29 protein-coding genes are annotated in these 26288 nt (G+C 65.1%); 10 read left to right on the top strand and 19 right to left on the bottom strand.

Annotated elements, in window-relative coordinates:
• Nucleotides 1-159: 159 nt before the first annotated feature.
• The 4 genes from RHIZ70P_RS14375 to RHIZ70P_RS14360 all read right to left on the bottom strand — a co-directional run bounded on the left by RHIZ70P_RS14375 (nt 160) and on the right by RHIZ70P_RS14360 (nt 2870).
• Nucleotides 160-936 carry a VOC family protein gene (locus RHIZ70P_RS14375; protein WP_115671116.1) on the bottom strand — a complete coding sequence of 259 codons (777 nt, stop codon included), beginning with the start codon at nt 934-936 and terminating at the stop codon, nt 160-162.
• A gap of 98 nt (nt 937-1034) precedes the next feature.
• Nucleotides 1035-1508 carry a VOC family protein gene (locus tag RHIZ70P_RS14370; RefSeq protein ID WP_210209745.1) on the bottom strand — a complete coding sequence of 158 codons (474 nt, stop codon included), beginning with the start codon at nt 1506-1508 and terminating at the stop codon, nt 1035-1037.
• Between the two features lie 116 nt (nt 1509-1624).
• Entirely contained in the window at nt 1625-2113 is a 489-nt protein-coding gene (locus RHIZ70P_RS14365) for a DUF1579 domain-containing protein (protein ID WP_115671114.1), read from the bottom strand.
• Nucleotides 2114-2141: 28 nt separating this feature from the next.
• Nucleotides 2142-2870, bottom strand: a complete 729-nt coding sequence (locus RHIZ70P_RS14360; protein WP_115671112.1) for a DUF899 domain-containing protein — start codon at nt 2868-2870, stop codon at nt 2142-2144.
• A 62-nt stretch (nt 2871-2932) separates the two neighbouring features.
• Between RHIZ70P_RS14360 and RHIZ70P_RS14355 the strand changes: the two genes are divergently transcribed.
• Nucleotides 2933-3382: a MarR family winged helix-turn-helix transcriptional regulator gene (locus RHIZ70P_RS14355; RefSeq protein WP_115671111.1), complete on the top strand. Its 450-nt coding sequence runs from the start codon at nt 2933-2935 to the stop codon at nt 3380-3382.
• Between the two features lie 166 nt (nt 3383-3548).
• On the opposite strand, the gene RHIZ70P_RS14350 is transcribed toward RHIZ70P_RS14355, so the two are convergent.
• From RHIZ70P_RS14350 to RHIZ70P_RS14340, 3 genes are all read right to left on the bottom strand, one after another.
• A complete protein-coding gene (locus tag RHIZ70P_RS14350) occupies nt 3549-4310 on the bottom strand; it encodes an RES family NAD+ phosphorylase (RefSeq protein ID WP_115671109.1) in 762 nt (253 codons plus the stop codon).
• Nucleotides 4270-4656, bottom strand: coding sequence for an MbcA/ParS/Xre antitoxin family protein (locus RHIZ70P_RS14345; protein ID WP_115671107.1), 387 nt, complete (start codon nt 4654-4656; stop codon nt 4270-4272). Before RHIZ70P_RS14345 ends, RHIZ70P_RS14350 begins: the two co-directional genes overlap by 41 nt.
• 534 nt (nt 4657-5190) lie before the next feature.
• Complete coding sequence (locus tag RHIZ70P_RS14340; RefSeq protein WP_115671105.1) at nt 5191-5613, bottom strand: organic hydroperoxide resistance protein; 423 nt, start codon at nt 5611-5613, stop codon at nt 5191-5193.
• Nucleotides 5614-5758: 145 nt separating this feature from the next.
• Here RHIZ70P_RS14340 and RHIZ70P_RS14335 point away from each other — a divergent pair, with 145 nt between their 5' ends.
• Nucleotides 5759-6208 carry a MarR family winged helix-turn-helix transcriptional regulator gene (locus tag RHIZ70P_RS14335; protein ID WP_115671103.1) on the top strand — a complete coding sequence of 150 codons (450 nt, stop codon included), beginning with the start codon at nt 5759-5761 and terminating at the stop codon, nt 6206-6208.
• Between the two features lie 206 nt (nt 6209-6414).
• Here RHIZ70P_RS14335 and RHIZ70P_RS14330 read toward each other — a convergent pair whose 3' ends face one another.
• The 3 genes from RHIZ70P_RS14330 to RHIZ70P_RS14320 all read right to left on the bottom strand — a co-directional run bounded on the left by RHIZ70P_RS14330 (nt 6415) and on the right by RHIZ70P_RS14320 (nt 9814).
• Nucleotides 6415-7140 carry a L,D-transpeptidase family protein gene (locus tag RHIZ70P_RS14330; RefSeq protein ID WP_115671101.1) on the bottom strand — a complete coding sequence of 242 codons (726 nt, stop codon included), beginning with the start codon at nt 7138-7140 and terminating at the stop codon, nt 6415-6417.
• A gap of 186 nt (nt 7141-7326) precedes the next feature.
• Nucleotides 7327-8154, bottom strand: coding sequence for a L,D-transpeptidase (locus RHIZ70P_RS14325; protein ID WP_115671100.1), 828 nt, complete (start codon nt 8152-8154; stop codon nt 7327-7329).
• Nucleotides 8155-8257: 103 nt separating this feature from the next.
• The gene (locus RHIZ70P_RS14320) at nt 8258-9814 is read right to left on the bottom strand and encodes an MDR family MFS transporter (protein WP_419178298.1); all 1557 of its coding nucleotides are present in this window, start codon (nt 9812-9814) and stop codon (nt 8258-8260) included.
• A gap of 129 nt (nt 9815-9943) precedes the next feature.
• Between RHIZ70P_RS14320 and RHIZ70P_RS14315 the strand changes: the two genes are divergently transcribed.
• Nucleotides 9944-10486 (top strand): MarR family winged helix-turn-helix transcriptional regulator, encoded by a 543-nt coding sequence (locus tag RHIZ70P_RS14315; protein ID WP_115671098.1) that lies wholly within the window; start codon nt 9944-9946, stop codon nt 10484-10486.
• Between the two features lie 166 nt (nt 10487-10652).
• On the opposite strand, the gene RHIZ70P_RS14310 is transcribed toward RHIZ70P_RS14315, so the two are convergent.
• The gene (locus RHIZ70P_RS14310; protein WP_115671220.1) at nt 10653-10859 is read right to left on the bottom strand and encodes a hypothetical protein; all 207 of its coding nucleotides are present in this window, start codon (nt 10857-10859) and stop codon (nt 10653-10655) included.
• Between the two features lie 214 nt (nt 10860-11073).
• On the opposite strand from RHIZ70P_RS14310, the gene RHIZ70P_RS14305 reads away from it, so the two are divergent.
• From RHIZ70P_RS14305 to RHIZ70P_RS14295, 3 genes are all read left to right on the top strand, one after another.
• Nucleotides 11074-12447, top strand: coding sequence for a TIGR03808 family TAT-translocated repetitive protein (locus RHIZ70P_RS14305; protein ID WP_115671219.1), 1374 nt, complete (start codon nt 11074-11076; stop codon nt 12445-12447).
• 132 nt (nt 12448-12579) lie between these two features.
• Nucleotides 12580-14406: a putative bifunctional diguanylate cyclase/phosphodiesterase gene (locus tag RHIZ70P_RS14300; protein ID WP_115671095.1), complete on the top strand. Its 1827-nt coding sequence runs from the start codon at nt 12580-12582 to the stop codon at nt 14404-14406.
• A gap of 123 nt (nt 14407-14529) precedes the next feature.
• Entirely contained in the window at nt 14530-15189 is a 660-nt protein-coding gene (locus tag RHIZ70P_RS14295) for a glutathione S-transferase family protein (RefSeq protein ID WP_115671093.1), read from the top strand.
• 55 nt (nt 15190-15244) lie between these two features.
• Here RHIZ70P_RS14295 and RHIZ70P_RS23050 read toward each other — a convergent pair whose 3' ends face one another.
• On the bottom strand, nt 15245-15460 hold the full coding sequence (locus tag RHIZ70P_RS23050; RefSeq protein ID WP_181904030.1) for a KTSC domain-containing protein: 216 nt from the start codon (nt 15458-15460) through the stop codon (nt 15245-15247).
• Nucleotides 15461-15649: 189 nt separating this feature from the next.
• On the opposite strand from RHIZ70P_RS23050, the gene RHIZ70P_RS14285 reads away from it, so the two are divergent.
• A complete protein-coding gene (locus RHIZ70P_RS14285; RefSeq protein ID WP_115671091.1) occupies nt 15650-16069 on the top strand; it encodes a VOC family protein in 420 nt (139 codons plus the stop codon).
• A gap of 106 nt (nt 16070-16175) precedes the next feature.
• On the opposite strand, the gene RHIZ70P_RS14280 is transcribed toward RHIZ70P_RS14285, so the two are convergent.
• Entirely contained in the window at nt 16176-16532 is a 357-nt protein-coding gene (locus tag RHIZ70P_RS14280) for a DUF4406 domain-containing protein (protein WP_115671217.1), read from the bottom strand.
• 130 nt (nt 16533-16662) lie between these two features.
• Here RHIZ70P_RS14280 and RHIZ70P_RS14275 point away from each other — a divergent pair, with 130 nt between their 5' ends.
• Nucleotides 16663-17415: a DeoR/GlpR family DNA-binding transcription regulator gene (locus RHIZ70P_RS14275; protein WP_115671089.1), complete on the top strand. Its 753-nt coding sequence runs from the start codon at nt 16663-16665 to the stop codon at nt 17413-17415.
• Nucleotides 17416-17809: 394 nt separating this feature from the next.
• Nucleotides 17810-18121, top strand: a complete 312-nt coding sequence (locus RHIZ70P_RS22805; protein ID WP_147294002.1) for a hypothetical protein — start codon at nt 17810-17812, stop codon at nt 18119-18121.
• A gap of 243 nt (nt 18122-18364) precedes the next feature.
• Here the strand turns inward: RHIZ70P_RS22805 and RHIZ70P_RS14265 are convergent, their stop codons facing one another.
• Nucleotides 18365-19372 (bottom strand): asparaginase, encoded by a 1008-nt coding sequence (locus tag RHIZ70P_RS14265; protein ID WP_115671086.1) that lies wholly within the window; start codon nt 19370-19372, stop codon nt 18365-18367.
• Between the two features lie 72 nt (nt 19373-19444).
• On the opposite strand from RHIZ70P_RS14265, the gene RHIZ70P_RS14260 reads away from it, so the two are divergent.
• Nucleotides 19445-20185: a DUF3750 domain-containing protein gene (locus RHIZ70P_RS14260; RefSeq protein ID WP_115671084.1), complete on the top strand. Its 741-nt coding sequence runs from the start codon at nt 19445-19447 to the stop codon at nt 20183-20185.
• A 327-nt stretch (nt 20186-20512) separates the two neighbouring features.
• Here RHIZ70P_RS14260 and RHIZ70P_RS14255 read toward each other — a convergent pair whose 3' ends face one another.
• The 5 genes from RHIZ70P_RS14255 to RHIZ70P_RS14235 all read right to left on the bottom strand — a co-directional run bounded on the left by RHIZ70P_RS14255 (nt 20513) and on the right by RHIZ70P_RS14235 (nt 26175).
• Complete coding sequence (locus RHIZ70P_RS14255) at nt 20513-22444, bottom strand: glycosyl transferase (protein WP_115671082.1); 1932 nt, start codon at nt 22442-22444, stop codon at nt 20513-20515.
• An 88-nt stretch (nt 22445-22532) separates the two neighbouring features.
• Nucleotides 22533-22859, bottom strand: coding sequence for an addiction module antidote protein (locus RHIZ70P_RS14250; RefSeq protein ID WP_115671080.1), 327 nt, complete (start codon nt 22857-22859; stop codon nt 22533-22535).
• A complete protein-coding gene (locus RHIZ70P_RS14245; protein WP_115671078.1) occupies nt 22856-23161 on the bottom strand; it encodes a type II toxin-antitoxin system RelE/ParE family toxin in 306 nt (101 codons plus the stop codon). Before RHIZ70P_RS14245 ends, RHIZ70P_RS14250 begins: the two co-directional genes overlap by 4 nt.
• A 66-nt stretch (nt 23162-23227) precedes the next feature.
• Complete coding sequence (locus RHIZ70P_RS14240) at nt 23228-24229, bottom strand: NAD(P)H-quinone oxidoreductase (RefSeq protein ID WP_181904029.1); 1002 nt, start codon at nt 24227-24229, stop codon at nt 23228-23230.
• A 143-nt stretch (nt 24230-24372) separates the two neighbouring features.
• On the bottom strand, nt 24373-26175 hold the full coding sequence (locus RHIZ70P_RS14235; RefSeq protein ID WP_181904028.1) for a bifunctional diguanylate cyclase/phosphodiesterase: 1803 nt from the start codon (nt 26173-26175) through the stop codon (nt 24373-24375).
• Nucleotides 26176-26288 lie beyond the last annotated feature (113 nt).

The following is a 26288-nucleotide window of genomic DNA, read 5'->3' as shown; positions in this document are numbered from 1 at the left end:
GCAGAACCATGCCGGGCCGCCAAGGGAGCTTGGTCGCACCGGGCATTCTGGCCATAGCAGAACCGGTGCGGAATCGCAGATCGCCGATACGGCTTTCGCCCGGTCCACCCAAAATTGGACCGGGCGAGGCTGAAGTTGACACGCTCAGGACGCGAGACGTCAGCGCTTCGACGCGGTGAGCGCGAAATAGGCGCCCTGCGGGTCCTGGCATTGCAGGATGAAGCTGCCGCCGGGCACGGCTTCGGGTCCGAAGAGGATCTTGCCGCCGCCCTGCCTCACCCGCTCGGCCGCCGCGTCGATGGCCTCGACGGTGATGTAATAGCCCCAGAAGGGTGCGCTCACCATGGGCGGTTTGGTCATCATGCCGCCGAGCACCTTGCCGTCCTTGGCAAAGCACTGGTAGGTGCCCATTTCGCCCATGTCGACGGCCATGTCCTTCTCCCAGCCGAACATCGTCTGATAGAAGGCGAAAGCCTCCTCGCCATTGCCGGCCATCAGCTCGACCCAGCCGAAGGTGCCGGGCGTGCCGCGCTCCGGCTCCGGCGGCATCGGGCCTTCCGGCATGATGACCTTGAGCAGGCTGATCACCGCGCCCTGTGGATCGGCCACGACGGCGAAGCGCCCGACGCCCGGAATGTCCTCCGGCGCGTGATGCACCGCGCCGCCATGGTCGGCGAACTTCTTCGCCATGGCGTCGACGTCGTCGACCGCCACATAACCCGCCCAGTTCGGCGGAATGCCCCTGGCCTTCATCTCGTCGGTGAGCTGCATCATGCCGGCGACGCCCATGTCAAAGCCGGGCACGCAGAAGATCGTATAGCCGGCACCGGGCATGCCGCTGTCCTTGGCCGTCCAACCGACGACCCTGGTGTAGAATTCGACGGCGGAGGCCGCGTCGGTGGGCATGAGTTCGTACCAGATGAAGCTGCCTTGCATGGACCGTTCCTTTTCTCTTCGGTTGCGGAATACGGATCAGTGGTTGACCGCCCGCCAGCCTTGGCCGGCGGCCCGGTTCAATATGCGTCAGTGATGCGTCAGCCCCGGGCAGCAGCCTCGAGCCCGGCAATGTCGAACTTCACCATCTTCAGCATGGCCTCGGCGACGCGCTTCGCCTTTTCCGGATCCGGGTCGGACATCAGTTCGCCGAGCCTTGTCGGGGTGATCTGCCAGCAAAGACCCCAGCGGTCCCTGAGCCAGCCGCACTGCTCGACCTGGCCGCCCTCGCTTAGCGCTTCCCACAACCGGTCGATCTCCTCCTGGCTGTCGCAGCCGACGATGATGGAGAAACTGTGGTTGAACGTATCGAGCGGGCCGGCCTCGATCGCCATGTAGCGCTGGTCGCCGAGGGTGAAGCCGGCGAGCCTGACGCTGCCGGCCGGGCCGCTCGGGGTGTCGGCGGGAACCGCCGAGATCCAATCCACAGAGGAACCGGGGATCAGCGAGGTGTAGAAGCGCACGGCTTCTTCCATATCCTTTTCGAACCAGAGATGCTGGGAGACCTTCATCATGCGTTCCTCTTCTTGACGGCCGAGCCCGGCAGGGCACGCGTCGGATGGGCAGGTCGGGGCTCTGCGCGGGCGGACGGCCGCGCCTCAAGGCGCGGGGTCCGGCGGTTTTCCAAGGCTCATGTCCGGCGTTGCATTTCGCTGGTCATGAAGGTTTTGAACGTGCCGTCCGGCAGGCGCACGCTGCCGGAGAAGGTGCGCCGGTCATCATCGATGAAGGTGATGACATCATGATAAACGTCGGTTTTCTGCGGATCGTCGAAGCTCGGGCCGTCGGCCTCGAGCGTCAGCGTCCGGCCGTCCGGCTCGATCCAGCCCTTGTAGATCCACAGCTTGTCCATCATCGAACCGACCCAGGTGCCGACATAGTGGCCGAGCCGGGGGTCGTAGCCGAGCGTCATGACCATCTGCCCGGGATTGCCGTCGGGCATGGCGCCCCTGCCCTCGGCGATGAACCACAGGCCGCCGACCGAGCGAACGGTCTCAGTCCAGACCTTCGCCGGATCGTTCGGATCGTAGCCTTCGTGGCCGGTCGATGCGGTGACCACCCAGTCGCCGACGAGCTTTTCGAGAAAGCGATGTTCCTCGCGCGGTTTGGAAAATTCCATGACGTTTCCTCCTTGATTCGCCTGGACTTCAATGACAGCAGGCCGCCGCCTTCGGCCGGGTCTCGTACTCGTCGTGACGCTTGACGAAGTCCATGGTCGAGCCCTCGTTGCGACCGAGCGGGGCGCAGTCGAGGATCATCATCGTGCCCAGCATTTCCTCGCCGCCGCGGGCATAGTTGGAATAGGTGTGGAACACGGTTCCATCGGTGTCACGGCAGAAGGACGACAGGCCCGGCAGTTCGTCATGGGCCTGTTCGGGCGGCGTTTCGCGAAAATTATAGAAGACCGGGCCGGCGGCGAGATCCTCCCTGGTGAAGGAGACGTGGTAGTCGAAATTGAAGTCGGAGCCGAAGGACGACACCCAGGGGAATTGCCAGCCCATGCGGCGCTTGTAGGCCTCGATCTTGTCGAGCGGGGCGCGCGACACGCAGACGAATGAAACGTCGTGGTTGTTGAGATGGACGATCGCGCCGTCCAGGTGATCGGCGAGGAAGGAGCAGCCGGGGCAGCCGGCCTCCCAGTCCGGGCCGAACATGAAATGGTAGACCACCAGCTGGCTGCGGCCGTCGAACAGGTCGGCCAGCGCCCTGGCGCCGGCGGGGGTGTCGAAGACATAGTCCTTGTCGACCTTGACCCAGGGCAGCGCCAGGCGCGCGGCATTCACCCGGTCACGCATCCGGGTCATTTCCTTTTCCTTCACGAGAAGGGCGCGGCGCGCCTCAAGCCATTCCTCACGGGATACGACAGAATGTTCCATTCTCCCCTCCTCCGGGACCGGTTTCATCTTGACATTTAGGTTGATATCAACATATTTGATACATGTCAACCGAGCCCCTGATTCCCTATTCCACCACCATTCATGTGCGCGATACGTGCCTGTGCCTTCATGCCCAGCGAGCCGCGCGAGCCTTGGCGCGCCGCTTCGACACGGCACTGAAGGCGCTGGGCCTGACCAACGGCCAATTCTCGTTGATGATGGCGCTCAACCGCCCGGAGCCGCCGCCGATGGGGCCGGTCGCGCATCTGCTCGCCATGGACCGCACCACGCTGACGGCGGCGCTGAAGCCGCTCGAACGGCGCGGCTGGGTGTCGATCGAGACCGACCCGAAGGACCGGCGCGGCAAGCGGCTGCGCCTCACCGCCGACGGCGCCGCCGTCCTCTCGGCCGCCGTGCCGATCTGGCGCGAAACCCATGCCGCGGTCGAGGCCGAGCTTTCGTCGGGCGATCCGGATGGTTTGCGGCGGGATCTGCTGGAGATCGGGCGGTAGGAACGGCTCGCGCGAACTGCCGCTCATCCGCCTGCCGGCACCTTCTCCCCGTTCTGACGGGGAGAAGGGACGTGCGGCACCACCTTGGCCGTCCCCTCTCCCCGCTTGCGGGGAGAGGGTCAGGGTGAGGGGCGGAAGCACGAGGATTGCGGCAGGGGAACAGGCGTCACCCGAACCTTTCCTTCAACCTTTCATCCCCGGCAAAATCCGCGATCGCGAAGCCGACAAGCCGACGGGGGAAGTCGCACAGGGCCTGGACGCCGGTCGAGGAGAGGCGGATGCGCCAGGTCTGGCGCTCGACGGGCTCGCGGTTGGCGAAGGCGCTTGCGGTCAGCAGCGCGATGTTCTTAGCCCTCTTCGGATCGCGGACCGAGCGGTAGAGGATCGCTTCGATCCCGCCGGCCCGCGCCGTGTCTGCGAGCGCCTGGCAGGCGGTGTAGTCGGCAGGATCGGTCCAGGCCGCCTCGTCTCTCACCAGGGGCGGCCGGGTCAGATCGATGGCGCGGTCGGTGCCGATCCGGGCGGAAAAGGCGGTGTAGCCGCTGGCATTGGCCGGCAGCGGCGTTGCGGGCGATTCGGCGTAGAACAACAGGCGGTAGAAGGCCATTTCGGCGAGTGCCGTATCGACGTTTTCAGCCGCGTAATAGACACCGAGCGTGCGGCCGGCGCGGCGGAAGCGCGAGCCGTGCGGATAGACACCGCCATAGCGGAACGGGGTCGCCAGCAGATAGTCGAGCCCGGCGCATTCGGGCGGAAAGGCCGGCTTGGTTTCTTCCAGCAGGCTTTCGAGCAGGGTCTGCTCCTCGACGCTGTCGACCAGTTTCATGGTCGAGACCTGATGCTGCGCCTCGACCAGCCGCCAGAAGGCCCCAGCTGCGGCGCGGGCCTCAGACGAGAGCGCGGCGGGCGTCCAGATAGGCGAGGACATCGACGAGACCGGAGATGGTTGCGATCTTGGTGAGGGGCGCGCCGCCGAGCACGGTGTTTTCGCCCCTCAGCCAGGCGCGCGCGACCGCCTCGTCGCCGCCGGTGATGGCATCCAGCGAGCGGAACAGGCGGATGAACAGCAGCGACAGCTCGAACGGCTTGGTGCCACGCTCGAGACGGAAATCCAGCCGCTTCATACGCGATATGCTGGCTTCGGAGACGCCGATCACGGCCGATAGTTGGCGCGCCGACAATCCCAGCCGATCGGCGGCGGCAATCACCGCCTTGGTGACGGTCGCGCCTTCCGAGACGGGCGGCTTTGCGTATTCGAGCGGTTGATGGAGCATGGCACGATCCTTTCCGTGGAAAGAATATAGTACATTATCGTCCTTAGATGAAGAGGTGTCACAAATTGAGGTTGCGAAGATTCGTTCCGCCCCCCATCCGCCTGCCGGCACCTCTGCCGGCCCTTCGCCTGGGCTCAGGGCGTTCGTCATTCGAAACGATTCAATGGATCGTTTCGTCGGCTTCGCCGACCATTCCTCACCCCCGTTCTCACGGGGAGAAGGACCATGCGGCACCGCCGTGGCCGTCCCCTCTCCCCGTTTACGGGGAGAGGGTCAGGGTGAGGGGCAAAGGTCGGCGGAACGCGAGCGGCTGATGGAGAGCTGCAACTCCGCCCGCCCTCGCCCTTCGAGGGTCGCCGACGCTCCCGCCTCAGGGTGAGGGCTCACCATTCCCTGAACACGGCCCGACATACGGAAAAAGGCCGGCACGCGGCCGGCCCTCAGGCGGTGGATCGGTTTGGAAATGCGAGGAAGGCGATGACGCTCAGCGGCGGGCCTACTGCCTACTGCCTACTGCCTACTGCCTCCCCCCCTTCAGGCGACGCTGACCGGAACCTCGGTCGAGGTGCGCATGGCGTGGCTGTAGGGGCAGACGATATGGGCGGCGGCGACCAGCTTGTCGGCCAGTTCGCGCTCGATGCCCGGCAGTTCGGCGGAGATCGCCACGTCGATGCCGAAGCCGGTGCCATCGTCGCGCGGGCCGATGCCGACGCGGGTGGTGATCTTGGCGTCGTCCGGAATCTTCACCTTTTCCTTGGCCGCGACGAATTTCAGCGCGCCGAGGAAGCAGGCGGAATAGCCCGCGGCGAACATCTGCTCGGGATTGGTGCCGGTGGCGCCGTCGCCGCCGAGTTCCTTCGGAACGGTCAGGGTGACGTCGAGAACGCCATTGTCGGAAACGGCGCGGCCGGAACGGCCACCGGTTGCGGATGCCTGGGCGGTGTAGAGGATGGCCATGGGAATGCTCCTTGTTTCGCGTTGGAATGGACGCTATATATGACACAATTAAATTGTGCGCAATTTATTTTTTGCGCATTGCCCCGAAGATCAGAATTGGCGACAGTTCGCACGGGGATATCAAGAGGGAGCTTCGACGTCGAACATGAGTGATGCGGACCTGGAAAAGGAAGTGACGCTCGACCGCCAGCTGTGTTTTGCGCTCTATGGCGCGGCCCATGCGTTCAATCGCGCCTACAAGCCGCTTCTGGAGCCGCTCGGCCTCACCTATCCGCAATATCTGGTGATGATGGCGCTATGGGAAGAGGACGGCCAGCAGGTCAAGGCGATCGGCGAAAAGCTGGGGCTCGATTCGGGCACCTTGTCGCCGCTGTTGAAGCGGCTGGAACAGACCGGCTATGTCGAGCGCCGGCGCGACACCGCCGACGAGCGGCAGGTCTTCGTCACCCTGACGGAACCCGGCCGGGCGATGAAATGTCATGCGGCCAAGATCATGCGGGCGATCGGCGAGCAGACCGGTTGCACCATGGGTGAACTCGGCACGCTGCGCGACAGTCTCCAGCGCTTGAAGAAGCGGCTGGTCGAACTGGAGTAGGAGCGGTCCGTACCGGATTGTCCGTTACCCTCATCCGCAGCCGGGAGAAGGTAGCGCATCCGCGGCATGATGGGCTGGCGCTGGGTGAAACGGCATCGCCGCCTGGCCGCCATACGTTGAGCCTGGCGAAAGGCGCACGGCTCCCCTCCCCCACGATGGGGAGAAGGAAGGACATTCAGACCGGCGCCGCTCGGACGGCGCCCGCCTTACTGCCAGACGAGCACCCTGGCCTTGTTGGGCACGCGCTCGTAGAGGTCGATGACGTCCTGGTTGAGCAGGCGCACGCAGCCCGACGAAACGGCCTTGCCGATCGAATTCCATTCCGGCGAGCCGTGCAGGCGATAGAGCGTGTCTTCGCCGTTCTGGAAGATGTATAGGGCGCGTGCGCCGAGCGGATTGTCGAGGCCCGGCGGCATGCCGCCATTGTCCGCCGAATATTCGGCAAGCTCCGGCTTGCGGGCGATCATCTCGTCCGGCGGGGTCCATTTCGGCCATTTCTGCCGCCACTGGATGACGCCGGTGCCCTGCCAGGCAAAGCCCTCGCGACCGATGCCGACGCCGTAGCGCATGGCGGTGCCGCCCGATTCGACGAGATAGAGAAAGCGCGAGGGCGTGTCGACGACGATCGTGCCGGGCGGCTGGCCGGTCGGGTCGACGACCCGCTGGCGGTAGAAGCGCGGATCGATCCTCTGATAGGGCACGGCCGGAATGACATAGCCGCCGTCATAGATCTCGCCATACATGGCGTCGAGCTCGGCCGAACCCACGGCCATCGGGCGGTCGAGCCGGCTTCCGCCGTCGCGATAGGTGATCGTGGTGGCGATCGGGCCACCGACGGGCCTGGACGAGGCGCAACCGGCGAGCAGGCTGGCGGCGCCGACAGCCGAGAGGGAGAGGAAGGTGCGGCGCGAGAATTGATCCGATGAAGGCATGGACGAGGAAGCTTCCTGTGAACGACACGGCAAGAGGACGCAGCTAAAATCCCGAGGATCAGCTTTGTTCCCGATTTTTGCGCAATGCAACAGGAAAGCGGGCGGGATGCAACCGCCAAGCCGGGTCAACTCTTTGGGAGGCTGTCGTTTTTGCGACAGTGCGTGGCAAGCCGTCAACAGTCGACGTCAGATCACCACGATCTGCGCCTTGGGACCGACGCGGTCATAAAGGTCGATGACATCCTGGTTGAACATGCGCACGCAGCCGGACGAGGTCGCCCTGCCGACCGATTGCCAGTCGGGCGTACCGTGGACGCGGTAGAGCGTGTCCTTGCCGTCCTGGTAGATATAGAGCGCACGCGCGCCGAGCGGGTTGTTGAGCCCCGCTTCCAGGCCACCTTCGGAGGCCGACACGCTGCGCAGGTCCGGCTGGCGCGCCACCATCTCGTCGGACGGCGTCCAGCGCGGCCATTTCTGCTTCATCTGGATCGTGCCGCGGCCCGACCACGAAAAGCCGTCGCGACCGATGCCGACGCCGTAGCGGATCGCCTTGCCGCCAGGCTGGACCAGATAGAGATAGCGCGCCTTGGTATCGACGACGATCGTGCCGGGCGCCTCGTTGGTCGAATAGGTGATTTCCTGACGCAATTGGGCGCGATCAACCCGGTCGACCGGGATGGCCGGCAGGGTGTGGCCGTCGTCGCGGATCACGCCGTACATGACGCGGTGCAGCGGATTGCTGACCGGCAGGCCGTAGGTCTGGTGGAACTGCGTGGTGTAGAGCTCGCGCTTCTGCGGAACCGGCTGCGGATCGGCCGGCTGGACGCGGGCCGGATCGTAATAGACCGGCGCCACCTCGTCCTGGAAGACATCGATGTTCATGCGGCTGGTGTCGGTGACGAACAGGCAGCCGGACAGGATCGAGAGCAAGGCCGTACCGGAGGCCAGGCCGACCAGGCGGCGCGCCTGCGCGACGGTCGAGAGGGACTGCTGAGAAAATCGCTTGGACAACATCGTTCACCGCTTCATGCCGAGATATTGGCCGCACTCTGGCAAACGCGGCTGGCGCGAAGCTGTCGTGAAGCATTCGCGCCGGCCCGCTCTCGGCGCCTCTGACCTACCTCCCCTTGCCCGCGACCGGCAGGCGAACGTTCTTCAGCATCAGCGCGGCGGCAAGGCCGATGGCGACGATGCCCGAGGCGGTGAGGAAGAGCGGGAAGAAGGCGCCCGCATAGGCCTCGGCGACCGCGGCCCGGCTCGCCTCCGGCAGGGCGGCCAGCATTTGCGGGGTCAGTTGCTGGAAGTCGGCGACACCCGGGATCTGGTTGGTCAGATGCGACAGGCCGGATCCGATGATCGCGCCATAGATCGAGATGGCGATAGCGGCGCCCGACATGCGGGCGAGCGTCACCGTGCCGGTGGCGGCCCCGACATCGTCGCGCGAGGCGGCGTTCTGCACGCCGAGCACCGGCACCTGCTGGCCGATGCCGATGCTAATGCCGTGCAGCAGCATGACGGCGGCGATGAGGACGACCGAGGTGCCTGCGTGCATCTGGCTGAAGAAGGCCAGACTGACGACGCCGAGCGCCGTGGAGGCGACCGAAAAGGGCTTGTAGAGACCGCTCTTAGAGATCCGCCGGCCGGCCCAGAGCGAGCCCGCGGCAATGCCGCCGGTCATGGCGATGAATAGCAGGCCGGCATGGGTCGGGGTCAGCCCCGTCGTCGTCTGCAGGAACAGGGCGACATAATTGACCGAGCCGATGCCGATGGCGCCCGAAACGAGCGAAACGACCAGCAGGAGATTGATGGTGCGGTTGGAAAACAGCGACAGCGGCACGACCGGTTCGGCGACACGCCGCTCGACGGCGATCCAGCCAAGCGCGCAGACAAGGCCGAAGGCGATCACGGCGAGGCTTTGCGTGGCTATGAGCGAGCCGAAGATCTGCGCGCTGTCGGCCCACAGCACGACGCTGGCGACGGCACCCGCCAAGAGGATAGCGCCGGCATAGTCGATCTTCGGCCGACGATGCGGCTTGCGGTAGGGCAAGAGGAAAGCAAGGCCGGCCAGCACGAGGATGCCGATCGGCAGGTTGACCAGGAAGATCGAGCGCCAGCCGAACAGGTCGCTCAAGGTGCCGCCCAGCACCGGACCGACGGCGCCCGACGCCATCAGCGCCAGGCTGGCATAGCTCTGGTAGCGGGCCCGCTCGCGCGCCTCGAACAGGTCGGCATTGATCGAGAAGATCGACACCATGATGCCGCCGCCGCCGAGCGCCTGCAGCACGCGGGCGGCGATCAGCGTGTCCATGGAGACCGCCAGCCCGCAGACCAGCGAGCCCAGCGTGAAGATGGCGACCGCCGCCATGATCACGTATTTGCGGCCGAACAGGTCGCCGAGCTTGCCGTAGAGCGGCATGACCGCGCTCGAGGCGAGCAGATAGGCGGAGCCGATCCAGCCGAAGCGCTCGAGTTCGCCGAATTCGCCGACGATGGTCGGCAGCGCGGTGGAGACGATCTGGTTGTCGAGCGTCGCCATGAACAGCGCCGTCAGCAAGAGGACAAAGACGACGACGCGGCGGCGGGGGTCGGCGACGAGCGAGACGAAGGGTGCCGGCATCGGTGTTGGCGGCGGGGCGGGAACGGCCGGCGCGGCCGTCTGCGAAGACGATTTCATGTCCATGGCGGGGGTCCAGGTTTGAAGTTCGTCAATTTATGTGCTTTTAGCATGTATTTGTCAATCGCAGCTACATGCTGGCTGCACGAAATTTGTTGGAAGGCAGGCGAACATCTGCTATCCAGAGTCATGTCAAACGAAACGAGCCCACCCTCCCCGCCCGGCGCCGGCCTCGCCGCCGATACCATTGCCCGCATTGGAAACGCCATGGCGCGCATGCGGCTGATGATCGGCCGGCGTTTCATCGGCAATCTGGTGATCAGCCGCGTCGGCGGCGGCATGGAACTGTCGCATCTCGATGTGGTGGGAACGGTCAGGCGGCTGCAGGCGAACCAGGAGGCCACCGTCGGGGCGATCGCCGAGGAACTGCGCGTCGATCCGTCGCGATCCAGCCGCATCGTCGCCGATCTCGTGCGCCGGGGATTGCTGAAGCGGGAGGTTTCACAGGAGGACGCGCGGCGGGCCATCGTCGTCATCACGCCGGTCGGCCACGACCTGCTGAAGAAGGCGGACGAGGTGAAGCGGGACACGATCCGCGATATCGTCGCGGACTGGCCGGCCGAAGATGTCGAACGCTTCGCCGAACTCTATGACCGCTTCATTTGCGGATTCGACCGGCGCCGGCAGCAGTTCGAGATCGAATCGCAGGTCAGGACGGAAGGCGAAGAATAGCGACGCGCGAACAAACGCCGTTCATGTCTATCGCGAAACCGTTGCGACCGGCCTCATCCGCTCAAGGACGAAGCCGGCCTGCGTCGCGCACATTGAACCCCGATCTGCCGGTATCGGTCCGCCCCAGGGAACACCGGCAGGCTCAGCGCACGGTCCAGCGACTGCGTCAGGCAGTCGCCGAAGGGGTCTTCATCGCATTGTAGATCTTGCGACCGAGAATGGCCGAGATCGGCAGCGCGAGCACGCAGCCGGCGGCAAACGCCCCGGCGATCTGCCAAGCCTCCAACATGCGCATGGCAAGGACGGCCGTGACGGCCGCGCCGCCCAAGGCGCTGGCAACCAGGATATAAAGAACTGCGGAAAGACGAAGCATGAAGCCCTCCATCGATTTACTTTCTGGTCTGAAGACTAGACCTTGCCAAAGCTCCGGCATTGATCTGGCGCAAACTGTTCCGGCCAGGCGACAGGCGGATGATTTGTCGCAGCCGTGCTTGCCGTATCCGGCGCTTTCGGCCAAGCTCCGGCCGTCCCGGATGGGCAGGGAACCGTTTCGTGCCCCTTGGGCCGGTCGTCAACGGGGAGCGATGATGCTGAACAGGCGGATGATCCTTCAAGGGCTGGCAAGCCTGCCGGCCTTGCGGCTGGGTTTTTCCGCCGGTCAAGCGCGTGCCCAGCCACTGCCGATCGCCGCCGAACTGCGCGGGGCGCTGGATGCCGCGCAGGCCGGCATCGTGCCGGGGGCCGCCGACAACCAGAGCCGCAAGCTGCAGGCGCTGCTTGATGCCGCCGCCGCCAGCGGACAGCCGGTGTTCCTGCCGGCCGGCGCCTACGAGGTCTCCAATCTCGACCTGCCGGACGGCACGAAACTGTTCGGCGTGCCGGGCGCCACCCGCCTCACCTATACCGGCGACGGCCATCTGATCACCGCGCGGGACGCACGCCATGTGGCGCTCTCCGGCATTACGCTCGACGGCGCCAATCGCTGGCTCGCCGACTATGCCGATGCGCTGGTCTCGTTTCGCGCCGTCGACGAGGTGCTGGTCAGCGACTGCGAGATCGTCGGCAGCCGCAAGCATGGGCTGCAACTGGAGCGCTGCGGCGGACGGATCAGCGACTGCCGCATCACCGGGGCCGCCGATGCCGGACTGCTGGCGATCGAGACGAAGGCGCTGACGATCAAGGACAATGACGTCACCGACTGCGGCAATGGCGGCATCTTGGTGCATCGCTGGACCAAGGGCGAGGACGGCGCCATGGTGAGCGGCAACCGCATCGCCCGGATCGGCGCGCGGGCCGGCGGCACCGGGCAGCACGGCAATGGGATCAACCTCTTCCGCGCCGACAATGTGCTGATCTCCAACAATCACGTCTCCGACTGCGCCTTTTCGGCGATCCGCGCCAATTCGGCGTCCAACGTCACCATCGCCACCAATCAGTGCCTGCGCTCGGGCGAGACGGCGATCTATGCGGAATTTTCCTTCGAGGGTGCGCTGATCGCCGACAATCTGGTCGACGGCGCGGCCAACGGCATTCTCGTCGTCAATCTCGACGAGGGCGGCCGCCTGTCGAGCGTCACCGGCAATATCGTGCGCAACCTGAAGCGCGACGGCCCCTACAGCCATGACGGCGCCGGCTTCGGTTTCGGCATCGCGGTGGAGGCAGATACTGTGGTGAGCGGCAATGTCATCGAGAAGGCACCGAAATGGGGGCTGATGCTCGGCTGGGGGCCTTATCTGCGCAATGTCGTTGCCAGCGCCAACATCATCCGCGACTGCCCGGTCGGCATCGCCGTCTCGGTGGTCGAGGGTACGGGCACGACGCTGATTTCCGGCAATGTGATCGGCGCGGCACCCGACGGCGCCATCCTCGGCTATCGCTGGAACGACAAGGCGACCGACGAACTGATCGACGGCGCCGCAGGCCACCCTCACCTGACGGTCGAGGGCAACCGGCGAGGCTGAGGCGACCGCCAGGCGATTGCCTCTCGAGCGTGGCCACCGGATTGGTGGTTGCATCGCTATTTTAGGTTTTCCGTAACAAGTATTTAAGGGCCGCGTGTTTTCATTGACGATACACGGGAACCGCGCACAACCATGCTGACACGACTGCAGAACAAGATTCTCGAAATGATCGCCACCGGCCAATCGCTGGGGGAGACCGTCGACCTGTTGTGCCGCACCGTCGAGCAGACCACTCCCGACATCGTCTGCTCCGTGCTGGCGCTCGATGCACAGAAGCGGTTGCGGCACCTCTCCGGCCCCTCGCTTCCCAAGGCCTATGCAGCGGCGCTGGACGGCACGGCCATCGGTCCCGGCGTCGGTTCGTGCGGCACAGCCGCCTTTACCGAAAGCCCGGTGACCGTCACCGATATCGCCACCCACCCGTTCTGGGCCGATTTCAAGCACTATGCGCTTCCGCTCGGGCTCGCCGCCTGCTGGTCGACGCCGATCATCGGCTCGGGCAAGGTGCTCGGCACCTTCGCTTTCTATTTCCGCACGCCGCGCGGCCCCTCCGAGTTCGAGCAGAAGATCGTCGATGCCTGCGTCCACCTCTGCGCCATCGCCATCGAGCGTGACCAGCGCGTCACCGAACGGCAAAGGCTGGCCGAGACCGACGCACTGACGCAATTGCCCAATCGCGGCCGGTTCAACGACGTGATTGCCGCACAGGACGAGGCCGGCGCGCCCTGGGGCGTGCTGCTCGGCGATGTCGACAATCTGAAGCTGGTCAACGACACCTTCGGCCACCGGGCCGGCGACGACCTGATCTGCACCGTGGCGTCCAGGATCGCCTCCATCGGCGAGCCGGGCATGAGCTTTCGCCTCGGCGGCGACGAATTCGCCATCATCGTGACCGGCGAGGCGAGCAGGGATCTCTCTACCATCGCCGCGCGCGTGCTGGACGCGGTCCGGCGCCCCTGCACCTGCTTCGACCATGTGATCTATCCGTCGGTCACGCTCGGCGGCGCCGGGGCCATGGCCGGCGACAGCGCCGAGCAGGTGCGCCAGAACGCCGACTATGCGCTCTACCACGCCAAGGAACGGGCGCGCGGAAACTACATCGAATACGTGCCGGGGCTGGGCACTGCGATCGTCAAGCGGTTCCGCGCCATCCAGGACGTTACGGAAGCCCTGCGCGAGAACCGTATCGAAGCCTATTACCAGCCGATCGTCGAACTTGCGACCGGCCGGGTCGCCAATCTCGAGGCGCTTTGCCGGATGAAGACGCGAAGCGGCGAAATCCTGTCGGCGGCGCATTTCCACGAGGCGACCAAGGACGTCAACATCGCCTTCGAGCTGACGCGGCGGATGCTCGGCAATGTTGCTTCCGACACGCGGCGCTGGATGGATGCGGGCATCGATTTCGGTCGGGTCAGCGTCAACCTGTCGGCGGCCGACTTCTACCGACCGGGGCTTGCCGAAAGGGTGGCAAGCCAATTCAACGAAGCGGGCATCCCCTTGCGCAAGGTTACCCTGGAGGTAACCGAAAGCGTCTATCTCGACCAGCGCGACCAGATCGTCGCCGGGCAGATCCGCGAACTGCGGGCGGCCGGGATGAGCGTCGCTCTCGACGATTTCGGCACCGGTTTCGCCTCGCTCACCCATCTGCTCACCGTGCCCGTCGACGTCATCAAGATCGACAAGTGCTTCGTCCAGCGCATGGTCAACGACCGGCGCGGCGCCGTCATCATCAAGGGTCTGATCGACATTGCCCGGGGCCTTGGAATCGGCGTCGTCGCCGAAGGCGTCGAGACCGCGGAACAGGCCGAGACGCTGCACTGGCTGGGCTGTACCTATGCCCAGGGCTATCTCTACGCGCGGGCGATCGACTGTACGGCCATTTCGACGCTGCTGAAGGAGGGCCGAGTCATCGGCACGCCGCTTGGTGAAAACGAAGTCCCGCTCAGCGCCACCGGCTGAGACGGCACGTTCCTCGGCGCTTTCGACCATCAGCGAAATTCATGGCCGGATCAGCGATCCGCGGCTTTTCATCGCCATGGTCGACCGATAGCCTTCCGGCAAATCAATCGGAGGGTTTCTTTCATGTTGAAGATCTATGGCGTCTACAAGTCGCGGGCGACGCGCACGTTCTGGCTTGCCGGCGAACTCGGGCTGACGTTCGAGCACGTTCCGGTTCTCCAGGCCTACAAGCTCGCCGACCCGATGGCGCCGGGGGTGAGGACCAATACCCGCTCGCCGGAATTCCTCGCCATCAATCCGATGGGGGCGATTCCGGCGATCGACGACGACGGCCTGCGGCTCTACGAGAGCATGGCGATCAACCTCTATCTCGCCAAGAAGCACGGCGGGCCGCTGGCGCCCAGGGACCTTTTCGAGGACGCGCTGATCACCCAGTGGTCGTTCTTCGCGGTGTCGGAGATGGAAGCCAATGCGCTGAAGATCTCCATGGCCAATGCGCAGGGGCGGCTTGCCACCGAGGCCGGACAGGCGGAGGCGGACGTCGCTTCGCGCCTCTTGAAGCGGCCGTTCGGCGTGCTGGAACAGCATTTCGCCGGAAATGATTATGCCGTCGGCGGACGCTTCACCGTGGCCGACATCAACCTCGCCGAAGTGGTGCGCTATGCGCAGCCCTATGCGCCGGCGCTCGAGCCCTTTCCCCATGTTTCGGCCTGGCTGAAACGCTGCCATGAGCGCCCCGCCTTCAAGGCGATGTGGCAGGCGCGTCTCGACGAGCAGGAGTGAGGAGAGCGCCGGGGGGGGCCAGCTTGCGCCCGCCCGGCGGCGGTCAGCGACCGCTTCAGCGCAGCCGCGTCATCCGGTAGCCGCCCTTGCGGATATGCAGGTGATAATAGGTGCCGGGCGATTGCGAGGTGATGAGGGTCTGGTAGATGGTTTCGGGCACGCCGAGGATCTCGTAGACGCCGCCCTTGCGCAGCTCGACCTCGAGCCGCAAGGCGTTCGGATCATAATCCACCGCCGCAATCTCACGCGACGAAAGCGTCATCCTGCTCATACACGCACCTCGTGCACATCCCGGCCGGGCCTGGCGCCCATCGTCGCTGCGGTCGATGGCATTGATTGTGCATCGCAACATGCAATTGTCAATTGCCAAGCGGCGCCGGGGCGCCCTTGCCGGGGCGTGCCGGCTTGCGCTCGGGGCGGATCGCGCTAGTCTGGGCAGACAAGAAATCGAGGAGACCCCATGCGACCCTTCCATCTGGCCTTTCCCATCACCGACATCGAGGCGACGCGGCATTTCTACGGCACGGTGCTCGGTTGCCGCATCGGCCGCGAAAGCCCCGGCAAGTGGATCGACTTCGACCTGTTCGGGCACCAGATGTCGGCGCATCTGAGAGCGGAAATGCCCAAGGACACGGCAAGCGGCGCGGTCGACGGCGACACCGTGCCGATCCCGCATTTCGGCGTGATCCTCGCCATGGGCGATTTCCTGGCGCTGGTCGAACGGCTGGAAGCCGACCCGGACACACGCTGGGGGCTGAAGCCCAAGCTGCGCTTCGAGGGGCAGGCCGGCGAACAGCGCACCATGTTCATCTTCGACCCCTCCGGCAATGCGCTGGAGTTCAAGGCCTTCAACGACGACGCGGCGATTTTTGCCGTATGAGGCCTTCTGCCGGGGCCGCCGCGGCGCGGTTCAACATATTCGGGATGGGCGACCCCTCCCCTGACGCGAAGGGGTGCGCCGGCGGTCGTCATCGCGACGGGCCGTCTCAGGCGCAGCCGGGCACGTCCTCCAGCCGATACCAGACCGGAATGCCGCGCTCGGCGGCGATACGCACGTCGTTGTCGGCGCCCTTCGAGGCGCCGGGCAGGCGCAGCACGCCCTCGCACAATTGTAGCAGGCGCCCCGCCACCGGGTGAAAAATCTCCTCGTAGAGATCGTCGCCGATCGTCTTGCCGCCGGCCGCATGCCAGACCGGCAGCGCCACCCATTCGCCGATCATCGGCACGTGCCCCGCCTTGAACAGCGCGTGCGACGGCGCCTCCAGCCGTTTCAGGTTGTCCGCCATCTTCACCGGATCGTCGCCGGTGCCGGAGCGATAGGGGCCGGCAATCAATATCAGCATGCGTTCATCTCCCATGGTTTCTTCCGCCTGTTTCCTGCAGGCTTGCCGACATTTGCGTGTTTCTGCTGGCATGTCGAATCTATTCGTGCATTATCGTGAATCATTAGCACCATTCGTGCAGGAACGTGCAATGCTCGGCAGCCAGCGCAGAACCCACATCCTCGAAACGCTGCGGCGGGACGGCCAGGCGCTCGCCGGGGCGCTTGCGCGCGAACTCGACGTATCCGAGGACACGATCCGCCGCGACATGCGCGACATGGCGGCCCAGGGGCTGCTTAAACGGGTGCATGGCGGGGCGCTGCCGGTCGCGCCCGACCTGCCGGACCTCGGCCTCCGGCGTGGCGTTGCCCATGCGGAGAAGGCGGCGCTCGGCGCCAGGGCGGCGGCCCTTATCCGTCCGGGCCAGATGGTGTTCCTCGACGGCGGCACGACGACGGCCGAGATCGTGCGACATCTGCGGCGCGACATGGCGCTTACCGTTGCCACCCATTCACCGACCATCGCCGCTGAACTCGAGCATTACCCGATGGTCGAGGTCATCCTGATCGGCGGGCGGCTCTACCGCCATTCCATGGTTTCGGTCGGGGCCGCGGCCATTCAGGCAATCGACGCCATCCGCCCCGACCTCTTCTTCCTCGGCGTCACCGCCGCGCATCCGCGCCACGGCCTGTCGACCGGCGATTTCGAGGAGGCGGCGATCAAGCGGCACATTCTCGACGCCAGCGCGAAAACCTATGTGGCGGTGACGGAGGAAAAGCTCGACGCCGTCTCCCCCTGCCGCATCGCGCCGCTCGACGCCATCACCGGGCTGATCGTGCCGGCCGGGATCGCGGCGGAGAGGTTGGTAGCCTATCGCGAGGCGGGGGTGGCGGTGATGGAATGAGGCGGCGGTGGAGGTGGTTCACGTTTCTTGGACATCGCCGCCGACGTCCTGCTCCCGGCCACCCCTCCCCAACCCCTCCCCACAAGGGGGAGGGGCTAGCCGCGGCGCCAACCGTGCGTCCTCTCCCCCCTTGTGGGGGAGATGGCCGGCAGGCCAGAGGGGGTTTTGATGGGGCGTAGAGGGGGGATGATGGAGTGGGGTCGGGCTCGAAGGGGTTTCTTGGCAAGAACGACATGACGAATTGCGCTTTCAACTCTGTCGTAGACGTGGTCATCTATCAGGCCCGAGAGCGAACATAGCGCCGTGGGGCATCACGTCGCCTGCGCGTCAGAAGCAGTCATTGGCAATACATCCCAGCCTGCGGTAATGGTCGACCTGACACGGGGGCTGACAGATGGATTTAATGGCCGATAGGCTCGTCGGAAAAGAGCTGAGGGAAATCCGGCACGAGCCTGCAAATGGCATAATCATCGTCTTTGAAGATGGCGCGATAACGGCTTGGACCGAAGTCAGAATCGAGATCTTCTTCGACGATGCTCCAGTAATAGTCAAAGAATTGGTTTGGTCTGACGAGTGGTGCAAGATTCATCTCGGTGCCGGTGACATATGGATTGGCCGAATCCCAACCTGGCCAAATCCTGAGTGTTTCATTTATCGCTCTGCAAGTGACCCGAGTCTGATGATTGTCGATCGTGGAGAAGAGTAAGTCCGCGTCCGCATAGGGTCAAACTCGGACAACAGCACCAGAAGCGCGAATGTCGGCTCTCGCCTTACGCCCCCCCCAACATCGGACAGTCCCCCATCGGCCCCATTGCGGCCATTGCCGATTGCAGGCTCCCCGCCGCCTTCCGCAATCCTCGCATCCGTGAGCCGCCCCTCATCCGCCTGCCGGCACCTTCTCCCCGTTCTGACGGGGAGAAGGGACAAGCGGCACCGCCTGGCCGCCCCTTCACCCAAACAGCACGTCCGTCACCCGCACGTCGCCCACATGCAGGCCGATCCAGTTGCGCATGGAGTGGTTGGCCATGGCCATCAGGGCGGCGTGCTCGGGCATGTCCTTGTCGAAATGGCGGGCAAGGAGGGCGGCGATCATCGATTCGGCGGCGCGGGTGGTGCCGTCCTCGCACTTGACGGCGAAGGACAGGCCCTTTTCCGGCAGGAGCGCGCAGAACACGCCCTCGGCGCCGGTCTTGGCGAAGATCTTGCCCGGCGCCACCTGCATCAGCCGGGTGCAGAAGCGTTTCGTGCCGGCGACGTAGAAGGGCTCGGCCATGCAGGCCTCGATCAGGCGTTTGGAAGCGGCGGCCCGCACCGGCTCCAGCCCCTTGCCGGTCGCCATCTTGCCGAAGCCGCGGGCAAGCGCGACGAGCGGCACGGCATAGGTCGGGATCGAGCAGCCGTCGGTGCCGCAATTGTCGCGGCCAAGCGGCGTGCCGGTCAGGCTTTCCATGATGCCGCGGATTTCCGCCTGCAGCGGGTGGTCGTAGCCGGCATAGCCGCGCGGATCCTCGCCCGAATGGCAGCAGGCGCAGACGAAGCCGGAATGCTTGCCGGAACAATTGTTGTGAAGCGCGGTCGGCTTCTCCAGCGTGCGGGCCTGGTGGATCAGCACCGGCTGTTCGAACGACCAGTGGGCGCCGCATTCGAGCACGCTTTCATCACGCCCGGCGGCCTTCAGCATCGAGGCGGCGAGCGCCACATGCTCGTCTTCGCCGGAGTGCGAGGAGCAGGCGAGCGCCAGTTCCTTCATCCCGAAGCCATAGGCGTCGGCCGCGCCGGTCTCGACGAGCGGCAGGGCCTGCATCGCCTTGCAGGCCGAGCGGGGGAAGGTCACGGCATCGACATCGCCAGCGGAGAAGACGATCGCGCCATCGCCATCGGTGACGACGGCCAGGCCGCGATGGCGGCTCTCGACAAGTTTACCGCGGGTGACTTCGACGGTGATCGGATTGTTCATGGCTTGCCTCAAAAATTCCGGATTGTCTCCGGCTCATAGCGCAAACAAACGCCCGATGCACGAGGTCCGCGATTGAAAACCATGCTGCGTCTGCTCACCATGCTGGCCCTTGTCTTTGTCCTGCCGACCCTGGTGTCGGCGGGGCTGTGGGCGGCCAAGGACCGGCCGGCGCGTTGGAACGAGGCGGACTGGGGATCGGCCGGCATCCTGCCGAAGGCTGAGGAGACCCCACAAGCCGCGATCTATGTCTTTTCGGCCATGACGGGCGGCATGAAGGGTTCGGTCGCCAGCCATGCCTGGATCGTCACGAAGCAGAAGAACGGCCAGTATCAGCGCTATGACAAGGTCGGCTGGGGCGCGCCGATCCGTCGCAATCATCGGCCGCCGGACGGCTATTGGTATTCCAATCCGCCGCGCCTCGTCACCTCGGTGAAGGGCCCGCAGGCCGAGCGGCTGATCCCGAAGATGGAGGCGGCGATCTCCAGCTATCCCCACGGCGAGCCCGGCGGCTATCGGATCTATCCGGGGCCGAACTCGAACACCTTCGTCGCCCATGTGCTGCGTTCCGTGCCGGAACTGGGGGCGGTTCTGCCGCCGGATGCGGTCGGCCGCGACTACCTGCCGAATGGGGCCTTCTATGCGCTCGACAGCGACGGCCGCGACCTTCATCTGAGCCTCGGCGGGCTGGCCGGGCTTTCGCTCGGCGCCCGCAGCGGGCTCGAGGTCAATCTTCTCGGGCTGGTGGCGGGGCTCGATTTCCAGCAGCCAGCGCTCAAGCTGCCGGGATTTGGCGCGATCGGCTGGCCCGATTGAGCGGGTTCGAGTGAGACCGTCTGCCATGGGGTTGCGGGCGCGGATCTTGCGCGATCTCGTCCGGGAAACATGCTTCAAGCGTCTGGCCACAAAAAAGGGCCGCGCGAGGCGGCCCTTCCATGAGTTTGGTCCCATTCCGGACCCGGATCACGCGGCGCGATCCGTAGCAAGGCGAGGTCAGGCCGAGGGCTGCCCCGTCGAGACCATCGTCTTCGCCAAGCCCGTCATGCAAACCGAAATCTCATTAGACATTCGATCACCTCCCTTTCGTTCGTTAACACTGTGAGAAAGATGGGCGTCGAATACGGCGGTTTCAAGGGGTGTCGATCAGGAGGCTTCGCCGGAGAAGGGCGTGGTGCGCGGCGGCAGCGCCTCGACGTCGATATGGTCGGGCGGCAGACCCGCCCTCGCCCGCGCGGCCATGGCCTCAAAGCCGCGCTCCAGATGGCGGCAGAAGCGCTCATTGTCGAACAGCGGCGCGGTGAAGCGGGCCTCGTCGAGGCGAGACCTCAAGGCCGTCAGCGCGTAAGGATCGCGGGCCAGCATGACCGCCTTGTCGACGAAGTCGCGGTCGCTCTCGGCGATCAGCTCCGGCAGGCCGATGGCGGTCAAAAGGCTGGCGGATACCCGGCTGGCAAAGGTCCGGCCCCTTGTCGCCAGCACCGGCAGGCCGGCCCACAGCATGTCGGAGGTGGTCGTGTGGCCGTTCCACGGCCGGGTGTCGAGCGCGAGGTCGGCGAGCGGGAGGCGGCTGACATGCTCGGCATAGGGCCGGTTCTCGGCGAAGATCAGGCGCGCCGGATCGATCCCGCGCGCCCGCATGGCGGCGGTGAAATTGCGCCGGGCCTCCGGCGTCCGGCAGAGGATCCACAAAAGCGAATCCGGCACGGCGGACAGCACCGCGACCCAGAGCGACAGCGTGGCCGGCGTGATCTTGTAGCTGGCATTGAACGAGGCGAAGACGAAGGCGTCCTCCGGCAGGCCGGCATCGCTGCGCTCCATCGGCCGCGGCCGCGGGCGGGTGCGCCAGTTGTTGGCCTGGTAGGTCTCCGGCAAGCGGCAGAGCTTTTCGGCGTAGAAGGGTTTGCTGCTGTCGGGAGTGATGATCGGATCGGTGATCGCATAGTCGAGATCGACGCCGGTGACGGAGCCGGGGAAGCCGAGATAGGTGACCTTGACCGGCGCGTCGGAGAGATTGACGATGCCGAGCCTCGCCCCCATCGTGTGACCCTTGAGGTCGACGAGGATGTCGGTCCGGCGCTCGGAGATCAGGGCGGCCGCCGCCTCGTCGGAGAGATGGCCGATGGGGACGATCCGGGCGCGCAAGTGCTCCGGCCAGGCCGCCTGCTGGGCGGCGGAATGGCGCTCGGTATAGCAGAACAGGGTGACGTCGAACCGTTCCAGGTCGTGGGCGGCCATGGCCTCGAGGAACAGCGTCATCGTCGCATGGCCGTGGAAGTCGTTGGACAGGTAGCCGATGCGGATCTTTTCGCCCGAGGCGGAGAAGGCCCGGCGGGTGCGGCCGGTGGCCGACGGCAGGGTCGCGGCATAGCTCGATGCCTCCTGGCTCGGGCGGGCGTTGAGCGCCTCGTCGTCGCACCAGAGGATGCGGCCGAGCGCCGGCTCGCGCGCCATCAGTCCGGCGGCAAAGGGCGCGTCCGGCTGGCGCATCAACGCCTCGTGGCGCTCGATGGTGGGGAAATCGAGAACCTCGCGGGCGACGGCGAATTTAGAGACATTGAGGAACAGGTCGTCGGGGCGGTTGGCGAGCGCCCGGTCGAGCTCGGCATAGAGGGCATCGAACCGGCTCATCAGCCGATGATGATTGACGATCAGCGCCATGTGGCGGTCGTTGCCGCGATCGAGCCGTTCCAGCATCGGGTCCATGTCACCCCAGCGGCCGCGGGTGAAGAAGGCGCTGGCGACGGTGAAGGCCAGTTCCGGTTCCGTTGGGTTCAGTTTCACCGCCCGGACGCCGACGGCGAGCAGCAGATCGGTCAGGCCGGCCGCCTGGGCGAGCGTCACGGCAAGTTTGAGAAAGCCGGCGGCGGCCTTGTCGTCGGCCTTTTCCGCCGCCCGGGTAAAGGCCTCGGCGGCGGCGGCGCGATCGCCGGATTTGAACTGGATGTTGCCGATCAGCGCCAGGAGGCCGGGATGGCCGGCGCCGCCTTCGGCCACGGCCTTTTCTGCGAATTTCAACGCCGCAGGCAGCCGCCCGGCCTGATATTCCTTCAGCGCCTGCTCAAAGCTCTTCTTCATGGCTTTCGCCTCCCTCCGTCGCCGGCAGGCTTACGGACCGACGGTTGCACGAGGCTGGCGACGGGGGGGATGGGGTGCGACAACAGGTTCAGGTCGACATCGCCAAGGGCGGAACTGTCTCCGACCGATCACCGTCCATGGTCGGCTTGAGCCTTATGCCAAGCGCGTGCAGAACCTTCATGATCGTGCCGAATTCCGGATTGCCCTGCCCGCTCAGCGCCTTGTAGAGTGCGGCTCGGCTCATCCCGACGTCGCGCGCCAGTTGGCTCATATTGCGCGCCCGGGCGACGGTGCCCAGGCATTTGGCGATGAAGGCCGGATCCTCGGTTTCGAAGGCTGCCGCGACATATTCCTCGACGGCTTCTTCCGTATCGAGGAATTCCGCGCTGTCATAAGAGCTGGTCTTGAGTGTCATGCGGTTCCGTCCTTCCATTCCTTTGCCAGGCTCTTGGCTCTGAGAATATCCGCGTGCTGCGAACTCTTATCGCCGCCGCAGAGCAGGATGACGAGAACCGGGCCACGCTGGATATAGTAGACGCGGTAGCCGGGGCCGTAATCGATACGGAGTTCGCTGACGCCCTCCCCGACGGGTCGGACATCACCCGGATTGCCGGCCGCCAGCCGGTCGATACGGACGGCAATACGGGCTATGGCTCGCGGATCCCTGAGCGCGCGAAGCCATTCGGCAAAAGCCTCGGTCTTCTCTATCGTCGCCATAATGGACTATGTACCCTATGGAGTACATAATTGCAACGGTTACAAAGAGCGGAAACGCCCCTGCCCTCACCCCAGCGTCATCACGATCTTGCCGATATGCTGCGAGCTCTCCATCAGCCGATGCGCCTCGACGACGGCGTCGAAGGGCAGGACGGTGTGGATGACGGGGGCGACGGTGCCGGCTTCGAGCAGCGGCCAGACCTCGGCGACGAGTTCGTCGCGGATGCCGCGCTTTTCGTCGGCGGTGCGGGGGCGCATGGTGGAGCCGGTGACGGTCAGGCGCTTGACCATGATGGGCCCGAGATCCACCTTGTCGGCGACGGCGCCGCCGAGGAAGGCTATGATCGACAGGCAGCCGTCCTTGGCGAGACAGGAGAGGTTCTTCTGGAAATAGGCGGCGCCGATCATGTCGAGCACGACATCGACGCCGCGCTTGGCCGTCTCGGCCTTAATGACCTCGACAAAATCCTCGGTCCTGTAGTTGATCGCGCGCTTGGCGCCGAGATCGACGCAGGCCTTGCACTTTTCGTCGGAACCGGCGGTGGCGAAGACCTCGGCGCCAAAAGCTTTGGCCAGCTGGATCGCGGTGGTGCCGATGCCGGAAGTGCCGCCGTGGATCAGCACGGTTTCGCCTTCGGTCAAGCCCGCCATCTGGAAGAGATTGGCCCAGACGGTGAAGAAGGTTTCCGGCAGGGCGGCGGCCTTCACCGCGTCAAAACCCTTCGGCCAGGGCAGCGCCTGGCCGGCGGGAACCGCGCAATATTCGGCATAGCCGCCGCCATTGGCGAGCGCGCAGACCCTGTCGCCGACGGCGAATTCGGTGACCCCTTCGCCGAGCGCCACCACCGCGCCGGCAATCTCCAGCCCGAGCACGGGGCTCGCATCCTTCGGCGCCGGATAGGTGCCCTGGCGCTGGGCGACATCCGGGCGGTTGACGCCGGCGGCTTCGACCCGCACCAGGATTTCACCGGGCCTTGGCGCAGGCAGCGGACCGGTGGCGAAGGCCATGACCCCGGCTTCGCCGAAGGACGGCAGGTCGACGTATCGCATGGATGCGGGAAGCGGCATGGCGGGTGTCCTCTCACTCGGCGTCGATGTCCCGACATAAGCCATGGGGCATGATCTGGAAAGGAGGCTCATTGACGCGGCGGCTTCCGTCCTGCCCGGCTTGCGCTATCGCCTGTCGCCCGTAGGGCGCGATCGGGCGGGTCTCAGCGACCCAGGTAGACGTCGATCACCAGGCCGCTGTCGCTGCTCTTCGCCTTCTTCTTCAGCTCGGCGATTTCGGCCGAGACCCGGTTGACGTCGTCGATCACCAGGCCGCGCGGCAGTTCGAGAACGCCGATCGAGCAGCGCATCAGGGGGAATTCGCGGTCGCGGCCATGGCGATCCTGGCCATGGATCCGGCCGGTGTTGCGGTCCTCTTCGGAATAGAGCTCGATCACGTCATCGTGGAAATCGGACAGCAGCCGGTCGAGGATCTCGGTCAGTTCCTCGCGGCTCCAGTCGCGCAGGCCGATGAAGAAGTCGTCGCCGCCGACATGGCCGAGAAAATCGCCCTCGGCAAAGAAGTAGCGGCGCAGCAGGGCGGCAAACAGCGAAATGGCGTGGTCGCCGCTCTGGAAGCCGTAATGGTCGTTGAACGGCTTGAAGTGGTCGAAATCGCAATAGCAGAAGAACCGGCTGTCATCGCCGTCGCGGGCGAAATCCTGCATCAGGTCGCGGATGGCGCGATTGCCGGGGAGCCCGGTCAAAGGGTTCTGGTCCTGCGCGGTCTTCAACTGCTTCTCGTTGATGATGCGGATCAGCGAGGCGGCCGAGACCACGCCGGCATAGCGCATGTTCTCGGTGAGGATGACGCAGTCGGAACCGTCCATGTTGGCGAAGATCGACATCAGCCGCTCGGCATCGGCATCGAGGCCGACAATCGGGGCACGCTCGACGAAATGCGAGATCGAGCGTTCGTAGATCTTGTTCTTCAAGAGGTCGCGGCCGAAAGGCTGGTAGATGAATTCCTTGAGATGGAACTCGTTGATGATGCCGCGCGGCTCGCCATTGGCGTTGAGAACGGGGAAGAAGGACTGGCGCGGATTGCGGCGGAACAGGTCGAAGACGCTGTCGATGCCCTCGTGCTCGAAAACGGTCGGCATGTGCTCGATCTGCCGGCGGATGAGGATCTCGTCGAGCGACTGCGTCGAGCGGCGCACCTTGCCGATCTCCTGCAGGTGCGGAAAGGACGGCTTCAGCTCGTTCATCAGCGTCGTGGGCCGGGCGATGAACCAGCCCTGTACCAGATCGACGCCGAATTCGCGGCAGGCGATGAATTCGGCTTCCGTCTCGATGCCCTCGGCGATCACCCGCACGCCGAGCACGTGGCAGAAGTTGACGATGTTCTTGACCAGATGGCGCTTGCGCGGATTGCCGTCGAGGCCGGCGATGAAGTGGCGGTCGATCTTCACATAGTCAACCGGAAAGTCGCACAAGAGCTTCATCTCGCCGTGGCCGACGCCAAAATCGTCGATTGCCAGCTTGAAGCCGGATTTCCGCAGCCGCGCCACGAGGCCGGCAAATTCCGGCACGCTGGTATTGTCGAAGCGTTCGGACAGCTCGAAGCACACCGAGGATGGCGGTATATTGGCCAGGCGCAGGTGTTGCAGCACGCTGTCGAGCAGTTCGTCGCCCTGGGCGATCAACCGGACGTCGAGATTGAGAAAGAGCGTGGTGTCGGAGAAATGCGGCAGCGTGGCGAACTTGGCGAGCGCCCGGCTCGCCACCATCTGCTCGATCGATACCAGCTGGCCAGAGGCCGCCGCCTGGTCGAGCAGGTCGAGGGGGCTATCGAAGCCGATCCGATCATGGCCGCGCATCAGGCTCTCATAGCCGAACACGGCGCCCGTGCCGACCTCGACGATCGGCTGCAGGGCGTTTTCGACGACCAGCTTGGCAAGGGTCAGCAACTGGTCATTGGCAAAGCGGCGCAAGATGCCCGTCTCCAACGCGGCGCCAGTAACCATTGTCTTTCTCCAAAATCCATTTGTTTTTATGGCCGCAAGGCTTGCTTGGAAATCGTCAAGAAAACCTTTCCGAAATGTGAAGGTTCGATGAAGGTTTCATGACCCACGGACCG

It is taken from the genome of Paenirhizobium selenitireducens ATCC BAA-1503 (assembly GCF_900492185.1).
GTDB classification, from domain to species: domain Bacteria; phylum Pseudomonadota; class Alphaproteobacteria; order Rhizobiales; family Rhizobiaceae; genus Allorhizobium; species Allorhizobium selenitireducens_A.
Note: the sequence above shows the minus strand (reverse complement) of the source record. Positions and strands in the feature narration are given on the sequence as shown.

Coding starts and splice junctions, on each gene's coding strand:
- RHIZ70P_RS14285 (WP_115671091.1), top strand. CDS start 15,650: ATGCGACCCTTCCATCTGGCCTTTCCCATCACCGACATCGAGGCGACG.
- RHIZ70P_RS14300 (WP_115671095.1), top strand. CDS start 12,580: ATGCTGACACGACTGCAGAACAAGATTCTCGAAATGATCGCCACCGGC.
- RHIZ70P_RS14310 (WP_115671220.1), bottom strand. CDS start 10,859: ATGCTTCGTCTTTCCGCAGTTCTTTATATCCTGGTTGCCAGCGCCTTG.
- RHIZ70P_RS14330 (WP_115671101.1), bottom strand. CDS start 7,140: ATGCCTTCATCGGATCAATTCTCGCGCCGCACCTTCCTCTCCCTCTCG.
- RHIZ70P_RS14275 (WP_115671089.1), top strand. CDS start 16,663: ATGCTCGGCAGCCAGCGCAGAACCCACATCCTCGAAACGCTGCGGCGG.
- RHIZ70P_RS14365 (WP_115671114.1), bottom strand. CDS start 2,113: ATGGAATTTTCCAAACCGCGCGAGGAACATCGCTTTCTCGAAAAGCTC.
- RHIZ70P_RS14320 (WP_419178298.1), bottom strand. CDS start 9,814: ATGAAATCGTCTTCGCAGACGGCCGCGCCGGCCGTTCCCGCCCCGCCG.
- RHIZ70P_RS14360 (WP_115671112.1), bottom strand. CDS start 2,870: ATGGAACATTCTGTCGTATCCCGTGAGGAATGGCTTGAGGCGCGCCGC.
- RHIZ70P_RS14315 (WP_115671098.1), top strand. CDS start 9,944: ATGTCAAACGAAACGAGCCCACCCTCCCCGCCCGGCGCCGGCCTCGCC.
- RHIZ70P_RS14295 (WP_115671093.1), top strand. CDS start 14,530: ATGTTGAAGATCTATGGCGTCTACAAGTCGCGGGCGACGCGCACGTTC.
- RHIZ70P_RS14280 (WP_115671217.1), bottom strand. CDS start 16,532: ATGCTGATATTGATTGCCGGCCCCTATCGCTCCGGCACCGGCGACGAT.
- RHIZ70P_RS14245 (WP_115671078.1), bottom strand. CDS start 23,161: ATGGCGACGATAGAGAAGACCGAGGCTTTTGCCGAATGGCTTCGCGCG.
- RHIZ70P_RS22805 (WP_147294002.1), top strand. CDS start 17,810: ATGGATTTAATGGCCGATAGGCTCGTCGGAAAAGAGCTGAGGGAAATC.
- RHIZ70P_RS14340 (WP_115671105.1), bottom strand. CDS start 5,613: ATGGCCATCCTCTACACCGCCCAGGCATCCGCAACCGGTGGCCGTTCC.
- RHIZ70P_RS23050 (WP_181904030.1), bottom strand. CDS start 15,460: ATGAGCAGGATGACGCTTTCGTCGCGTGAGATTGCGGCGGTGGATTAT.
- RHIZ70P_RS14355 (WP_115671111.1), top strand. CDS start 2,933: ATGTCAACCGAGCCCCTGATTCCCTATTCCACCACCATTCATGTGCGC.
- RHIZ70P_RS14235 (WP_181904028.1), bottom strand. CDS start 26,175: ATGGTTACTGGCGCCGCGTTGGAGACGGGCATCTTGCGCCGCTTTGCC.
- RHIZ70P_RS14265 (WP_115671086.1), bottom strand. CDS start 19,372: ATGAACAATCCGATCACCGTCGAAGTCACCCGCGGTAAACTTGTCGAG.
- RHIZ70P_RS14325 (WP_115671100.1), bottom strand. CDS start 8,154: ATGTTGTCCAAGCGATTTTCTCAGCAGTCCCTCTCGACCGTCGCGCAG.
- RHIZ70P_RS14370 (WP_210209745.1), bottom strand. CDS start 1,508: ATGATGAAGGTCTCCCAGCATCTCTGGTTCGAAAAGGATATGGAAGAA.
- RHIZ70P_RS14250 (WP_115671080.1), bottom strand. CDS start 22,859: ATGACACTCAAGACCAGCTCTTATGACAGCGCGGAATTCCTCGATACG.
- RHIZ70P_RS14255 (WP_115671082.1), bottom strand. CDS start 22,444: ATGAAGAAGAGCTTTGAGCAGGCGCTGAAGGAATATCAGGCCGGGCGG.
- RHIZ70P_RS14335 (WP_115671103.1), top strand. CDS start 5,759: ATGAGTGATGCGGACCTGGAAAAGGAAGTGACGCTCGACCGCCAGCTG.
- RHIZ70P_RS14375 (WP_115671116.1), bottom strand. CDS start 936: ATGCAAGGCAGCTTCATCTGGTACGAACTCATGCCCACCGACGCGGCC.
- RHIZ70P_RS14345 (WP_115671107.1), bottom strand. CDS start 4,656: ATGCTCCATCAACCGCTCGAATACGCAAAGCCGCCCGTCTCGGAAGGC.
- RHIZ70P_RS14350 (WP_115671109.1), bottom strand. CDS start 4,310: ATGTCCTCGCCTATCTGGACGCCCGCCGCGCTCTCGTCTGAGGCCCGC.
- RHIZ70P_RS14240 (WP_181904029.1), bottom strand. CDS start 24,229: ATGCCGCTTCCCGCATCCATGCGATACGTCGACCTGCCGTCCTTCGGC.
- RHIZ70P_RS14305 (WP_115671219.1), top strand. CDS start 11,074: ATGCTGAACAGGCGGATGATCCTTCAAGGGCTGGCAAGCCTGCCGGCC.